The following is a 14,223-nucleotide window of genomic DNA, read 5'->3' on the forward strand; positions in this document are numbered from 1 at the left end:
GCTGATGCGCCCGCGTCGCCCTGCCTGGCGTTGACCCGCCTACGCTGAAGCAGGAACGGAAGGGCGTCGATGACGACTGAAACGGGCCTGCTCCCCCACGGCTCAGCCGTCGAACGACTCGCCACCGGCGCGACCTGGTCGGAGGGGCCGCTCTGGATCCCCGACGAAGGGGTCCTGCGGTGGAGTGACATCCCGGGTAACCGCATCATGCGTTGGGACGCGGCGACCTCCGAGGTGAGCGTTCATCGCAGCGACGTGGAGTTCACGAACGGCCGGATGCTGGACCGCGACGGCAGCGTCGTGCAGTGCTCGCACGGCCGGCGACGGCTGGAACGGGAACTGCCCGACGGGACCGTCACCGAGATCGTCGGACGCTGGGGCGTGCACCGGCTGAACTCGCCGAATGACGTGGCACTCGCACCGGACGGCTCGTATTGGTTCACCGACCCCGATTACGGCATCACTCAGCCGCGCGAGGGTCATCCCGGCATCCGCGAGTACGGCGCGTGTCATGTGTTCCGCTGGTCAGATGCCGACGGGCTCACATCCATGATCGATGACATGGACCGCCCGAACGGGATCGCGTTCTCGCCCGACGGCGGCGTCGTCTACGTCACCGACACCGGGCCGGAGCTGGGCGCGCGGCGCGACCACCGCATCCGCGCGTACGACGTGGACGGAGCCCGCGCGACCAACGGCCGGAAGTTCGCCGCGATCGAGGTCGGTCTGCCCGACGGCATCACGGTGGATGTCGAGGGCCGCGTCTGGTCGTCCGCCGGTGACGGCGTGCACGTCTTCTCTCCGGACGGGACGAAGCTGGCCTTCATCCCCGTCCCCGAGGTGGTCGCGAACGTCTGCTTCGGCGGTCCGGACGGCCGCGATCTCTTCATCACGGCGACCACCAGCCTCTACCGCGTCCACACCGTGACGAGGGCTGCGCAGTTCTGACGACTCAGGGTGCGCAGGGACTCCCGTGGAACGACGTCCATCACGTCACGCGGATGAGCGAGCGCTGCCACCCCGACGAGCCGTTGGGTGCGATGGGTGCGCGCTCCTCGATCTGGAGGTCGCCGTCCTTGTTGACGGCACGAACGGCGACGTAGTGCGTGCCGGGCGTCGCATCCCATTCCATGAACCACTGCACCCAGGTGTCGTCGTTGATGGGGGTCGACAGCGTCGCCGGCATCCAGTCGCCCTCATCGATGCGCACCTCCACGCGCTCGATCCCGACCGACTGCGCCCAGGCGACACCCGCGATCGGGATGCGTCCGGCCGGCACTGCCTCGCCGATGCTCGGGGTGTCGAGGCGCGACGAGAACTTGATCGGCGCCTCCGCGCTGTAGCCGCGAGGAGTCCAGTACGCCTCGTCCGCGGCGAAGGTGGTGACCTTGAGCTCGGTCAGCCACTTCGTCGCCGACACGTACCCGTAGAGCCCCGGCACGACCATCCGCACGGGGAAGCCGTGCTCGAGCGGGAGAGGCTCTCCGTTCATGCCGACAGCGAGGATCGCGTCGAGCTCGTCGTCGACGAGCGCGGCGAGCGGAGTGCTCGCGGTGTAGCCGTCGACGCTGCGGGAGAGCACCATGTCCGCTCCGGACTGGACGCCGGCCTTGCGCAGCACATCCCGCAGCGGCACCCCGAGCCACATCGCGTTGCCCACGAGCTCACCGCCGACCTCGTTCGAGACGCATGTCAGGGTGATCGCGTACTCGTCCACCCCCATGTCGAGGATGTCCTGGAAGCTCAGCTCGACGCGCTGATCGACCATGCCGTCGATGACCAGTCGCCAGGTCTCCGGATCGATCGTCGGCACGGTCAGCGCCGTGTCGACCCGGTAGAAGTCGGCATTCGGAGTGAACAGCTTGCTGAGGCCAGGAACATCGAGTTCTGCGCCGGCCGGCACCGTCACGGTCGTGCGCGGGGCCGGCAGCTTCAGCGCCTTGCGGATCGTCTCGACGGATGAGACCGCCATGCTCACGGTGCGGGCCGTGATCCCGACGACGACGGCGGATGCTCCGGCGAGAGCGGCCAGCACGAAGAAGCGTCGCCGGTTGAGCTCCTTCGGAGCCGACGGCGCATCGACGGCGGGGTCGACCACGTCCTCATCACGCGCGATGAAGGACGCGCGCCATGCCTGCAACCGCCGCACGAGAAGGATCAGCAGGAAAGATCCGACCACGGTTCCGAGCACCGGCGGAAGGAATGCAAGGGGCGTCACGCCGGCGCGGGTGACGATCGCGGCGGTCGACAGCACCCCGGCGATCACCAACGCGATCACTCCGAGCGGTGGGCGCACCAACTGCAGGATGCCGGCGATCGCCGAGGCGATGACCACGGCAAGGCCGAGACCCGCCAGCAGCGCGATCTTGTCGTACTCGCCGAAGGTCGCGATCGCGAACTCCTTGAAGGGTTGCGGCACGATGTCGATCACGAACCCGCCGACGGCCAGGATCGGGCTCGCCGTGCGCGCGAAGAGCAGTGCGAACAGCTCTGCGGTGGCGAGGAAGACCGCCCCTGCGATCACTCCCGCGAGCGCCGCCCACGCGATGAATCGTCGGCCATTGCTGCGTTTTGTCACGATCTCCTCCAACTTCACCCGCGAAGGTGCTCCCCCGTTGTTCGGAGCCGGAGCGGAAACGGATCCCTCCGACGACCGACCCCATGTCTCAGATCCTCGTTACGCTGGAAAGTGGAGCGGCCAAGAGTGCGTTCTCCAGTCTCCGATCGAGAGGACGGCGCGGATGTCACCCCAGGACTTCGACGCGACCACGGAAGCCGACCTTCGCGCGGCCGGCAGCTTGAAGTGGACGATGTTCCCCGACATGATCGGGGCGTTCGTCGCCGAGATGGACTTCGGTGTCGCACCGGCGGTCAAGGATGCTGTGAGCGGCGCGATGGAACGCGGACTCACCGGCTATCTCCCGCAGCAACTCGCCGACGACCTCTCCCGGGCGACAGCCGACTGGTATGCGGGCTCATACGGCTGGACCGTGCCGGCCGAGCGCGTGCACCACGTTCCGGACGTGATCGCGGCGTTCGAGTTCGCGATCGAGCAGTTCACCAGCCCCGGTGCCGCCGTCATCGTCCCGACGCCCGCCTACATGCCGTTCCTGATGGTCCCGCAGATGCACGGCCGTCGGGTCATCGAAGTACCGAGTGTGGAGATCGACGGCCGCTGGCAGATCGACCACGATGCCGTGACCGCCGCGTTCGCCGACGGCGGCGAGCTGTTCGTGCTGTGCAACCCGCACAACCCCCTCGGCACCGTCTCCACGCGCGAAGAGCTCGAGTGCGTCGCCGAGACCGTCGCGGCAGCGGGAGGGCGGGTCTTCTCCGACGAGATCCACGCCCCGCTCGTCTACTCCCCCGCACGGCACATCCCGTACGCCTCGATCTCGGAGACGGCGGCCGGCCACACGATCACTGCCGCGTCCGCCTCCAAGGCCTGGAACCTCGCGGGCCTCAAGTGCGCGCAGATCATCCTCTCCAATGAAGAGGACGCTCAGCTCTGGGAGACGGCCGGCGCCTGGGTCGGTCACGGCACATCGACGATCGGCGCTGTCGCGAACATCGGCGCCTACACCGGTGGCGCCGGCTGGCTGAGGGAGGTCGTCGAGTATCTCGACGGCAACCGCCGCCTGCTCGCCGATCTCGTCGCCGAGCACCTCCCCGGCGTCAGGATGACGACGCCGGAGGGCACCTACATCGCGGTGCTGGACTTCCGAGCCACCGGACTCACGGGCGATCTCGGCACGTGGTTCCGAGAGAACGCCGGCGTCGCGATGACCGACGGGGCGGCCTGCGGAGTCGCCGCGGTCGGCTTCACGCGTTTCGTGTTCGCGATGCCCCGGCCCCTGATGGAAGAGGCCGTGAGGCGGATCGCAGCGGCTCTGGCAGACCGGACAGCGCCGCTGCCAGCCGGTTCGACACGCTGACCGGACGGACAGAGCTGACGGAGAGCGATCCCATGGCGACGAAGCGCTTCCTGAGTCTGATCCCCCTGATCCTCGTCGTCTCCGCACTCACGGCCTGCACCGCTCCCGCGGACGTCGCGCCGTCCGAGACCGCGACGGCATCCGCGACCCCGACCGCGTCGGAGACGCCGTCATCCTCGCTCGCTGTCTCGGGCCTCGACGCCCCATGGTCAGTGGCCTTCCACGGCACGACCGCGCTGGTGAGCGAGCGCGATTCCGCGCGCATCCTCGAACTCGACGGCGCGGGCGCCGCCCGCGAGGTCGCCGTCATCGACGGCGTCGCGCCGGCCGGAGAAGGTGGACTCCTCGGCATCGCCGTCCACGATGATCATCTGTACGCGTACTACACAGCGGGTGACGAGAACCGCATCGACCGCTTCGCACTGACCGGAGAGCCGGGCGCGCTCGGCCTCGACGCTCCCGAGCGCGTGTTCGACGGCATCCCCGCAGCGCGCAATCACAACGGCGGCCGCATCGCGTTCGGTCCGGACGGCATGCTCTACGCCACGACCGGCGACGCCGGGGATGAACAGAGCGCGCAGAGCCTCGACAGCCCGGGTGGCAAGATCCTCCGCCTCACCCCTGACGGGCGCATCCCGCAGGACAACCCTTTCCCGGGGTCGGCCGTCTACAGCCTCGGGCACCGCAATCCCCAGGGCATCGCCTGGGATGCCGACGGCACCATGTACGCCAGCGAGTTCGGGCAGGACACCTGGGACGAACTCAACGTGATCGAACCCGGCGGCAACTACGGCTGGCCCGAGGTCGAAGGCATCGCCGAACAGGACGGCTTCATCGATCCGGTGCAGCAGTGGGCGCCGCAGGACGCCAGTCCCAGCGGCATCGTCGTCGCCGGAGACGTCATCCTCATCGCGAACCTCCGCGGCGAGCGCCTCCGCGAGGTTCCCCTGTCCGACCTCGCCGCGTCGACCGAGCATCTGGTCGGCGAACACGGGCGCCTCCGCGACGTCGCGCTCGCCCCCGACGGATCCGTCTGGGCGATGACGAACAACACCGACGGACGGGGAAGCCCACGGCCGGACGACGACCGGATCCTCGAGGTCGTCGTCGACTGAGGCGTTACAGCCAGCCCTTCTTCTTGAAGACGGCGTAGAGGCCGAGACCCATCACGAGCATCGCCCCGACGGCCATCGGGTAGCCGTACGTCCAATGGAGCTCCGGCATGACGGTGAAGTTCATCCCGTAGATCGTGCCGATCAGCGTCGGTGCGAACAGGATCGCCGCCCACCCCGAGATCTTCTTGACCTCTTCGTTCTGACGGATGCTCAACTCCGTCATCCTTCGCATCTCCTCGTTCTGACGTCGCGCGACGATCGTCGACTCCACGGTGAGAGCGTTGTCGAGCACCGTCCGGAACGTCGTGGCGCGATCCGCGATGCGCAACGTGTGATCGAGCACGTCGCGCAGATACTGCTGCAGCTCGAGCTCGACCTGATACTTCTCGGATCCGCGCTGCAGCGCCTCGAGCATGCCGGGAAGCGGCTGCGTCGCCCGCTGGAAGTCGATCACCTCACGGGCGAGTTTGTAGATGCGCTCGGTGGCGTCGGCATCCTCGACGAACAGCTGGTTCTCGATCTCGTCGATGTCGTTCTCGAGGCCGGCCAGAACGGGAGCGTACTCGTCGACCACTTCGTCGAGGATCGCGTACAGCACCGCTTCAGGACCGCGCGCGAGCAGCTGCTGATCGTGCTCGAGCCTGGCGCGCACGCGTCCGAGGTCGGGAGACTCGGCATGGCGGATCGTCACGACGAAGTCGGGACCCGCGACGACGTGCACCTCCCCGAACTCGACCTCCTCCACATCGTCCAGATACCGGGCGGGGCGCAGCACCAGGAACAGCACGTCCCCGTAACGCTCGATCTTCGGACGCTGGTGGCCGGCGAGAGCGTCCTCCACCACGAGGGCGTGCAGCCCCAGTTCGTCCGCCACCTCGCGCACCTCGTGCTCGCTGGGACGGTACAGCCCGATCCAGCCCATTCCACCGCGCTCGCGCATGGTCTCGAAGGTCTCGCTCAAGGTGTGCGGGTTCTCCGTTCGGACACCGCTCACGTATATCGCGTTGTCGATGATGGCCATCGGGAGACCTCAGTTCTGGATGATGGGCAGGGGCATGGTGCTGGTGTCGAGCAGTTCATTATCGTCCTGCTCGGCGACCAGTTCCTTCGCCTCGGCACGCGTCTCCACCGTCGGGAACGATCCCTTCAGCGGCCGCTTCGCCGTCTCCTTCATCGAGAGCATCGCCACGCCGCCGAGCGCGGCGAAGAACATGATGTAGAACGCCGGCATGTACGTGTTGCCGGTGAGGTCGATCAGCGCCTGGCTGAACAGCGGCGTCGTGCCGCCGAACAACGACACCGCGACGTTGTACGCGATCGCCATCGCCCCGAATCGGGACGCGGTCGGGAACAGTGCGGGAAGAGCGGATGCCGAGATCGCGACGTAGAACGCGACCGGGATCGCCACCATCGCCAGCGCGATGATGACCGCCCATTCCTGACCGATCTGCATCACCGCGAACGCGGGCACCATCAGCACGATCGTCGAGATCACCGCGATGCCGTACACGGGCTTGCGCCCGATGCGGTCGGACAGCTTGCCGATCAGCGGCAGGCACGCGCTCATCACGATCAGCACCGGCACCGTGGCGATCGCCGCCATCAGATTGGACACGCCGACCTCGGTCTCGAGATAGGTCGGCATGTAACTGGTCAGCGCGTAGCCGGCGGTGTTGGTCGCAGACACCAGCGCGATGCCGATCAGCACCTCGCGCCAGTGGTGCCGGAAGATGCCGATGACGCCCTGGCGCGCCAGCGGATCGTTCGGGTTCCCCTCGCGCTCCTCCTCCGGTTCGGCTTCGAACGCGGGGGTCTCCGGGATCTTCAGCCGGAACCAGATCGCCACGACGCCGAGCGGGATGGCGATGAGGAAGGGGATGCGCCAGCCGTACTCGATCATCGCCCCGGTGCCCGAGATGCCCTCGGTGATCCACGTGACGATCGCGACGGTCGAGGCACCGGCGGCGAAGCCGATGTACGAGCCGACATCGAGGAACGATGACCAGTACCCCCGCGAACGGTCGGGGGAGAACTCGGACACGTAGGTGGTCGCGCCCGCGTACTCACCGCCGGTGGAGAAGCCCTGCACCATCTTCAGCAGGTACAGCGGAACGATGGCCCACAGCCCCAGTTGCTCGGACGTCGGCAGCAGTCCGATGAGCCCGGTGGCGATCGCCATCATCGTCATCGTGAAGAACAGCACCTTCTGCCGGCCGATCCTGTCACCGAGCGGCCCGAGCACCAGCCCACCGAGGGGACGCACGAGGAACGAGATCGCGAACCCGAGCAGGGTCAGCAGCAGGCCGAAGCCGCCCGGGGCGTCGGATGCGAACACCGCGGTCAGCGTGACAGCGAGGTAGCCGTAGATTCCGAAGTCGAACCACTCCATGAAGTTGCCGACCACCGTGCCGGAGATCGCGATGCGCAGCCGCGACCTCTTGACCACGAGCACGTCGTCGACTTCGAGCCTTCTGCGGCGGACGATCGGCTTCCTGAGGCGCCGTGAGCGCGCACCGCCATCGGATGCCGCAGCCTGAGGATCGGAGACAGGATTGTCATTGGACATGGGATGATCCCTTCGGTCCGATCCGGTCCGGATCACGGGCTCGCACCCCTGGAACGGATCTCGATGGGTCTCACGATACCCACCGGGCGCATCCGTGCAGCCAGTGTGCGCGGCGTTGTCACCTATTGCCGAATCGTCGCGGTGGGTCCGCAGTGCCACCCGGATCCACGCAGTCGGCACCTGGGGAGGACGCGCGCATCTGGCGCGTCTTCGTAGCGTGGAGACATGATCACAGCAGAAGGCCTCACGAAGAGGTTCGGAGACAAGACCGCAGTGCAGGACGTCTCGTTCACCGTGAAGCCGGGTACCGTCACCGGCTTCCTCGGACCGAACGGCGCCGGCAAATCCACCACGATGCGCATGATCGTGGGCCTCGACAGACCCACCGCCGGCAGGACGTCCGTCAACGGCAAGGAGTACCGGCGCCTGCGCGCCCCTCTCACAGAGGTCGGCGTGCTCCTCGACGCCAAGGCCGTGCACACCGGCCGCACCGCCAGGAACCACCTGCGCGCGATGGCGGCGACCCACGGCATCCCCTCATCGCGCGTCGACGAGGTCATCGATCTCGCCGGTATCGGGTCGGTGGCCCGCAAGCGCGCCGGCAAGTTCTCGCTCGGCATGGGCCAGCGCCTCGGCATCGCCTCGGCGCTGCTCGGCGATCCCCACACGCTGATCCTCGACGAGCCCGTCAACGGCCTCGACCCCGAGGGCGTGCGCTGGGTGCGTCAGTTCGTGCGCTTCGCCGCGTCCGAAGGACGAACCGTGCTGCTGTCCAGCCACCTCATGAGCGAGATGGCGCAGACCGCGGATCACGTGATCGTCATGGGCCGCGGTCGAGTGCTGGCGGATGCTCCGCTGGACGAGCTCGGCCGCGCCTGGACCGCGACGACGGTCAGGGTCCGCAGCCCGCGGATCGCGGATCTGGCATCCGCCGTCGCTTCCAGCGACGTCGAGATCGTCAGCACGAGCCCCGATTCGCTGGACATCGTCGGACTCCCCGCCTCGCGCATCGGCGACATCGCCGCCGATCGCGGCATCCCGTTGCATGAGCTCACCCCGGCGAACGGCTCGCTCGAGGACGCGTATCTCGCACTCACCGGCGAATCGGTCGAGTACCGTTCCGCCGACTACTCCGTGAAGGAACTCGCATGACCACCACAGCCGCCCCCGCCGCACGCCCGCGCGTGGCCTCGACGCACCGCCTCACGTTCGCGCGTGTGCTGCGCAGCGAATGGATCAAGCTCTCGACCCTCCGCTCCACCTGGTGGTCGATCAGCATCGCCGCGCTGTTCACGATCGGCATCGCCGTGCTCGTCGCGGGCGCAGTGAACGTCCCAGGGTTCGAACCGATCCAAGCCGTCGTGACACCTTTCCAGTTCACGATGCTGCTCGCCGGCATCCTCGGAGCCATCGCCGTGACCGGTGAGTACTCCACCGGGATGATCCGGTCCACATTGGCCGCCGATCCCGTCCGCGGCTCGGTGCTCGCCGCCAAGGCGATCGTCGTGGGCGTGTTCCTCTTCATCTCCTCGCTCGCGATCTTCATCCTCGCCGCGATCGCGGTGATGCCGATCTTCGCGTCGAGGGACATCGCGTTCCCTGGAGACGACCTTGCCGGTGCGATCGTGCCGATCCTGGCCGCGTCGTTCTCGATGGCCGTGTTCGCGCTGATCGGCGTGGCCTTCGGGTTCCTGCTGCGCTCCGGCGCCGGTGCGATCGCAGCCACCGTCGGACTCCTGTTCGTCCTCCCCATCATCGCGAGCATCTTCGCGATGCCGGTCGAGGGCTGGGAATGGATCACGGATGTGAGCAACCACCTGCCGATGACCGCCGCTCAGAGCGCCATCCTCCCCCAGGACGGCGTGGGTCTGTCCACCGGCGAGGCCTACCTGACGCTCGGCGCATGGGTCGCGGCCGGGATGGCGTCGGCATGGGCGGTCCTCAGGACCCGCGACGCGTGAGAGCGCGACGTCCATCGGCACGCACGTGAGAACACGACTCCCGCACTCACCGACGCGTAGAGTCGAGGCCGTGTCGACCTCGAGTAGCCGCAGCGCCTCCCTCCGTGAGGAGGAGGCCCCCCCGCTTCCGCGTCCGCCGGGGATCATCCGTCGCTTCTGGGCGCGGCATCCGGTCTTCGCCGACGTGCTCGTCGCACTCATCTGCCTGCTGCTCTCGATCGTCCCGGCATCGAACTTCGCCACATATCGTTCGACGCCTGATGGCGACATGGTGCTCATCGACCCTCCGCCTGTGGTCGCCAGCATCATCATCGGGACGCTCATCCTGTGCGCGTGCGCACTCCTGCTGCGACGACGGCAGTGGCCGCGCACGGCCTTCATCGTCGCGTACGTCACAGCGGTCGCGTACCTCTTCCTCCTGGAGCCGGCGGGTGGCCCGCTGCTGCTCGTCACGAGCTACTCCCTTGCCGTGTACCGCTCCTCGCGTGCGGCGTGGAACGGGCTGGCGATCGGCATGGGCTCGCTGAGCCTGATCTCCATCGCCCTGCAGCTCACCGGTGTGATCTCCCTCCAGACGGCGTTGAACGCCATCTTCGGGCAGCTCACGCTGGCTCTGATCGGCACGCTCATCGGCGTGAACGTCGGGGGTCGCAAACGCTACCTCGAAGCCGTGATCGACAGATCGCGACAGCTTCTCGTCGAACGCGATCAGCAGGCTCAGCTGGCGGCATCCGCGGAGCGCGCCAGGATCGCGCGCGAGATGCACGACATCGTCTCGCACTCGTTGACCGTGATCGTCGCCCTCTCGGAGGGCGCCGCCGCGACCGAGGACCAGGCACGGGCGAGGGATGCTGCCACCGCGGCGGCGGCGACCGCCCGCGGTGCGCTGACCGAGATGCGCTCGATGCTCGGAGTGCTGCGCGACGGGGCGGGCGACATCCCCCTGGCCCCGATGGAATCCGCCGCTCCGCACGCCACCGTCGCCACGGCGCAGAACGCCGGATACCCCGTCACCCTCACGACCGTCGGCGAGGCGAACGTGTCCGCCACGGTGGACTTCGCGATCGGCCGGATCGTGCAGGAGGGGATCACCAACGCCATGCGTCACGCTCGCGGCGCGACGAGGATCGCCGTGCTCATCGACTACTCCCGCGACCCCGTGCTCATCGAGATCGAGAACGACGGCGTCACCGGTCCGGTCGGCACGACCGGGTTCGGACTCCGCGGTCTCAGCGAGCGCGCCACGCATGTGAACGGCACGATCCACTCCGGACCGGTCGACGACCGGCACTGGATGCTGCGCGCAGAGCTGCCGGCGGCATCCGGATCGACCACCCCCGACCGAGCAGAGGACGTCAAGTGACCGATCCGATCCGCATTCTCCTCGTCGACGACCAGGACCTCATCCGCGTCGGGTTCCGGCTCGTCCTCGAGGCCGAATCCGACATGGTCGTCGTCGGTGAGGCCGGCGACGGCGAGGCGGCGATCAGTCGTGCGCGGGAGCTGCGACCCGACGTCGTGCTGATGGACATCCGGATGCCAGGGCTCGACGGCATCGCCGCGACGGAGGCCATCGTCGAGGCCCCCGACACCCGGGTGCTCGTGCTCACCACATTCGACCTCGACGAGTACGCCTTCGGTGCGATCCGCGCGGGGGCGAGCGGTTTCCTGCTCAAGGACGCTCAGCGGCACGAGATGACCTCGGCCGTGCGTGCGGTGCACCGCGGGGATGCCGCATTGTCGCCGAGGGTGACGCGTCGGCTGCTGGAGCACCTCGGCCCTCGCCTGCCTGCGGCAGAGGCGGCATCGGATCCCACCGCTGCGCTCACCGACCGCGAACGCGACGTGTTCCGTGCGATCGCCCGCGGGCTCACGAACGCGGAGATCGCTCAGGAGCTGTACCTGAGCGAGTCGACCGTCAAGACGCACGTCGGCCGCGTGCTGATGAAGCTCGAGGCGAGGGACCGGATCCACGCCGTGATCCTCGCGCACCGTTACGGGATGAGCGAAGACGCATAGTCCCCAGAACGCGAACGCCGACGCCTGTTCATTCGGCGGTGCCGGAGACGGGTGGCGCCGGCGCGAACCGAGTCGTCAGAACACCGATCCCATCGACTTTGCTGACCAGCACGTCGTCCGGTCCGATGAATCGTTGCGGCGTGCGACGGTTGCCGATGCCGGACGGGGTGCCCGAGAAGATGATGTCCCCCGGCAGCAGCGGGCAGACGGCCGAGAGGCGCACCAGCAACTCCGGCACGTCGTAGAGCATCATCGAGGTGCGAGACGCCTGCATCCCCTCGCCGGACAGCGTGCACGAGATCGCCAGATCATCGCGGTCGGCGAACTCGTCCGGCGTCACCAGCCATGGTCCGGTCGGCCCGAAGCCGGGGTACGACTTGCCCAGGCTGAACTGCGGGGGAGCCCCCTGCAGCTGGGTGATCCGCTCGGAGATATCCTGGCCGATCGTGAGTCCTGCGACGTGGTCCCAGGCGTTGTCCCGCGTGAGGCGGTGCCCCCGCCTGCCGATCACGACGACGAGCTCCACCTCCCAGTCGACATGCCCGTCGGGCAGCTCGACGACAGCATCCTGGCCGACGATCGAGGACGGGAACTTCGTGAACGTCACCGGCATCGAGTCCGGCGGGTATCCGGCTTCGGCGGCGTGCTCGGCGTAGTTCAGGCCGATTGCGAACACCTGGCGTGGGCGCGGAACCGGCGCGCCGAGGGCAGCGACATCGAAGGCGACGGATGCCGCAGCATCCGTCCGAGCGCTCGACGCCCACCCGGCGAAGGAGTCCCAGTCATCGAACAGCGCCTGCGGATCGGGACCGAACCGCCCGTCGGATGCGGTGTGGACGTCGGTCGCGCCGCCATCGCCTCGCACGAGGACGGCGCGACCGGCGAGATTGGCGATCTTCACCAGTCGACCCGCTGCGGTGCGGGGACACCGTACCGGTCCTGCCAGCTGACGACGTTGTTGCGCAGCGTGCCGATGCCGGTGATCTCGGCCTCGATCTCGTCGCCGGGCTTCAGGTAGAAGTCGAACGGGTTCGGCTGCACGGCCGCGACGCCCGAGATTGTGCCGGTGGTGATGATGTCGCCGGCACTGTAGATCTGCGGCGAGTGGTACGCGACCAGATGCGGGAATTTGATCCGCGTCTGGTTCGTGTTGCCCTGCTGGCGGACCTCGCCGTTGACGCGCAGCTGCATCGGGAGCTCATGCATGTCGGGCACCTCGTCGCGGGTGACGATCCACGGCCCGATCGGGCAGAACGTGTCGATCGCCTTACTGAACGAGAAGACCCCTGATTCCATCTCCTTGCGCTGGATGTCGCGCGCCGAGATGTCGTTGAACACGGTGAATCCGGCGATGTAGTCGTCGGCTTCGTCCGGGCCGAAGAACTTGCCGGACTTGCCGATGATGATGCCGAGCTCGAGCTCGTAGTCCAGTTCCTTCGTCAGCCCCTCGGGGTACACGATCTCATCGTCCGGGCCGATGATCGCATCGACGTTCTGGAAGAACACGATGCCCTTGTGCACGGGGTGCGACCAGTCCACCGCGGTGAGCTCGTTGTGGTGATCGGCGAAGTTCCCCGCCGTGTGGAAGAACTTCTTCGGGCGGATCGGCGCCTCGAGCTTCACGTCGGCGTAGGCCAGCCGCTCTCCCGTCTCGCGCACATCGCCGCCGCGCTCGAAGTACTCGCGCGTGGAGGGCACATCGAGTTCGATGACCGTGCCCTCCTCGAGTTCCAGACGGCCCACCCGGCCGCCGTCGAAGGTGATGAGCTTCATCGGTCTTTTCTCCCTGTCGTTGTCTGTCTCGGGCGGCGCTCAGGCGCCGACCATGTTGAATCCGCCGTCGGCGAGCATGTACCCGCCGGTCAGATGCGCGGCCTCGTCGGTCGCGAGCCAGAGGCACGCACCGGCGACGAACTCAGGCGGCGGGATGACCCCCATCGGCGTCTGCGAGAGCAGCACCTCGCGGCGGCCGCTCTTCCAGTCCTCGCGATTCAGCAGCCGCTCGGTCTCCATGAACCCCGGTGCGAAGGTGTTCACGCGCACGGCGGGTGCGAACGCCTTGGCGTACGACTTCGTGATGCCGAGGATCGCGTACTTCGCGGCCGCATACTGCGGCGCACGCGCCGAGCCGCGCACGATCACGGTCGATCCGACCTGGACGATGTTGCCGTGCCCCTGCGCCAGCATCCGCTCGCCGAACTCGTGGGTCATCAGCAGCGTGCCCTTGACGTCGATGTCGATCACCGCGTCGAGCGCCTCCTGGGTCAGCTCGTTCCAGTTCATCTGCTCGCTGGACACGTCGCCGACGTTGTTGACGAGCACGTCCAGCGTGCCGAACGCCTCGAACACCTCATCGGCCATCTTCCTGATGGCATCCCAGGATCCGATGTCGGCCTGCACCAGGATGCCGTCGCTGCCTGCTTCGCGGATGCGCTCGAGGGTGGCCTGCGCGCCCGCCTTCGACGACCGGTAGTGCACGGCGATCCTGGCGCCCTCCTGGGCGGCGCGCACGGCGATCTCGGCGCCGAAACCGGTGCCGGCGCCGGTGACGAGGACGGTCTTGCCCGCGAATCGAGGGAAGATCTGCGATGAGGACTGCGACATGATGTATCCGTTCTTGGGTCGTG

General features: G+C 67.8%; 13 protein-coding genes. 7 read left to right on the forward strand and 6 right to left on the reverse strand.

Annotated elements, in window-relative coordinates:
• The first annotated feature begins 69 nt into the window (after nucleotides 1–69).
• Nucleotides 70–948, forward strand: coding sequence for an SMP-30/gluconolactonase/LRE family protein (locus tag ACNPNP_RS03620; protein ID WP_448964698.1), 879 nt, complete (start codon nucleotides 70–72; stop codon nucleotides 946–948).
• Between the two features lie 40 nt (nucleotides 949–988).
• Here the strand turns inward: ACNPNP_RS03620 and ACNPNP_RS03625 are convergent, their stop codons facing one another.
• Entirely contained in the window at nucleotides 989–2,578 is a 1,590-nt protein-coding gene (locus tag ACNPNP_RS03625) for a molybdopterin-dependent oxidoreductase (RefSeq protein WP_448964699.1), read from the reverse strand.
• Between the two features lie 163 nt (nucleotides 2,579–2,741).
• Between ACNPNP_RS03625 and ACNPNP_RS03630 the strand changes: the two genes are divergently transcribed.
• A complete protein-coding gene (locus ACNPNP_RS03630; protein WP_448964700.1) occupies nucleotides 2,742–3,935 on the forward strand; it encodes a MalY/PatB family protein in 1,194 nt (397 codons plus the stop codon).
• 32 nt (nucleotides 3,936–3,967) lie between these two features.
• A complete protein-coding gene (locus ACNPNP_RS03635; protein WP_448964701.1) occupies nucleotides 3,968–5,050 on the forward strand; it encodes a PQQ-dependent sugar dehydrogenase in 1,083 nt (360 codons plus the stop codon).
• Nucleotides 5,051–5,054: 4 nt separating this feature from the next.
• Here ACNPNP_RS03635 and ACNPNP_RS03640 read toward each other — a convergent pair whose 3' ends face one another.
• Nucleotides 5,055–6,071: a magnesium and cobalt transport protein CorA gene (locus ACNPNP_RS03640; protein ID WP_448964702.1), complete on the reverse strand. Its 1,017-nt coding sequence runs from the start codon at nucleotides 6,069–6,071 to the stop codon at nucleotides 5,055–5,057.
• A gap of 9 nt (nucleotides 6,072–6,080) precedes the next feature.
• On the reverse strand, nucleotides 6,081–7,616 hold the full coding sequence (locus tag ACNPNP_RS03645; protein WP_448964703.1) for an MFS transporter: 1,536 nt from the start codon (nucleotides 7,614–7,616) through the stop codon (nucleotides 6,081–6,083).
• Nucleotides 7,617–7,841: 225 nt separating this feature from the next.
• On the opposite strand from ACNPNP_RS03645, the gene ACNPNP_RS03650 reads away from it, so the two are divergent.
• From ACNPNP_RS03650 to ACNPNP_RS03665, 4 genes are all read left to right on the forward strand, one after another.
• Nucleotides 7,842–8,768: an ABC transporter ATP-binding protein gene (locus tag ACNPNP_RS03650; RefSeq protein ID WP_448964704.1), complete on the forward strand. Its 927-nt coding sequence runs from the start codon at nucleotides 7,842–7,844 to the stop codon at nucleotides 8,766–8,768.
• Nucleotides 8,765–9,577 (forward strand): ABC transporter permease, encoded by an 813-nt coding sequence (locus ACNPNP_RS03655; RefSeq protein WP_448964705.1) that lies wholly within the window; start codon nucleotides 8,765–8,767, stop codon nucleotides 9,575–9,577. Before ACNPNP_RS03650 ends, ACNPNP_RS03655 begins: the two co-directional genes overlap by 4 nt.
• A gap of 70 nt (nucleotides 9,578–9,647) precedes the next feature.
• Complete coding sequence (locus tag ACNPNP_RS03660) at nucleotides 9,648–10,940, forward strand: sensor histidine kinase (RefSeq protein ID WP_448964706.1); 1,293 nt, start codon at nucleotides 9,648–9,650, stop codon at nucleotides 10,938–10,940.
• Nucleotides 10,937–11,596 carry a response regulator gene (locus ACNPNP_RS03665; protein WP_448964707.1) on the forward strand — a complete coding sequence of 220 codons (660 nt, stop codon included), beginning with the start codon at nucleotides 10,937–10,939 and terminating at the stop codon, nucleotides 11,594–11,596. Before ACNPNP_RS03660 ends, ACNPNP_RS03665 begins: the two co-directional genes overlap by 4 nt.
• Before the next feature lie 28 nt (nucleotides 11,597–11,624).
• Here ACNPNP_RS03665 and ACNPNP_RS03670 read toward each other — a convergent pair whose 3' ends face one another.
• From ACNPNP_RS03670 to ACNPNP_RS03680, 3 genes are read right to left on the reverse strand one after another with little or no spacing between them, the layout of a single operon-like run.
• A complete protein-coding gene (locus ACNPNP_RS03670; RefSeq protein ID WP_448964708.1) occupies nucleotides 11,625–12,497 on the reverse strand; it encodes a fumarylacetoacetate hydrolase family protein in 873 nt (290 codons plus the stop codon).
• A complete protein-coding gene (locus ACNPNP_RS03675) occupies nucleotides 12,494–13,369 on the reverse strand; it encodes a fumarylacetoacetate hydrolase family protein (protein WP_448964709.1) in 876 nt (291 codons plus the stop codon). Before ACNPNP_RS03675 ends, ACNPNP_RS03670 begins: the two co-directional genes overlap by 4 nt.
• Nucleotides 13,370–13,408: 39 nt before the next feature.
• Complete coding sequence (locus tag ACNPNP_RS03680; RefSeq protein WP_448964710.1) at nucleotides 13,409–14,200, reverse strand: SDR family NAD(P)-dependent oxidoreductase; 792 nt, start codon at nucleotides 14,198–14,200, stop codon at nucleotides 13,409–13,411.
• Nucleotides 14,201–14,223: the final 23 nt, after the last annotated feature.

Source organism: Microbacterium xerophyticum (assembly GCF_053543555.1).

Bases quoted from the DNA above. Each gene is read 5' to 3' on its own strand.
- ACNPNP_RS03640 (WP_448964702.1), bottom strand. From the start codon at position 6,071: ATGGCCATCATCGACAACGCGATATACGTGAGCGGTGTCCGAACGGAG.
- ACNPNP_RS03675 (WP_448964709.1), bottom strand. From the start codon at position 13,369: ATGAAGCTCATCACCTTCGACGGCGGCCGGGTGGGCCGTCTGGAACTC.
- ACNPNP_RS03680 (WP_448964710.1), bottom strand. From the start codon at position 14,200: ATGTCGCAGTCCTCATCGCAGATCTTCCCTCGATTCGCGGGCAAGACC.
- ACNPNP_RS03655 (WP_448964705.1), top strand. From the start codon at position 8,765: ATGACCACCACAGCCGCCCCCGCCGCACGCCCGCGCGTGGCCTCGACG.
- ACNPNP_RS03645 (WP_448964703.1), bottom strand. From the start codon at position 7,616: ATGTCCAATGACAATCCTGTCTCCGATCCTCAGGCTGCGGCATCCGAT.
- ACNPNP_RS03630 (WP_448964700.1), top strand. From the start codon at position 2,742: ATGTCACCCCAGGACTTCGACGCGACCACGGAAGCCGACCTTCGCGCG.
- ACNPNP_RS03635 (WP_448964701.1), top strand. From the start codon at position 3,968: ATGGCGACGAAGCGCTTCCTGAGTCTGATCCCCCTGATCCTCGTCGTC.
- ACNPNP_RS03620 (WP_448964698.1), top strand. From the start codon at position 70: ATGACGACTGAAACGGGCCTGCTCCCCCACGGCTCAGCCGTCGAACGA.
- ACNPNP_RS03650 (WP_448964704.1), top strand. From the start codon at position 7,842: ATGATCACAGCAGAAGGCCTCACGAAGAGGTTCGGAGACAAGACCGCA.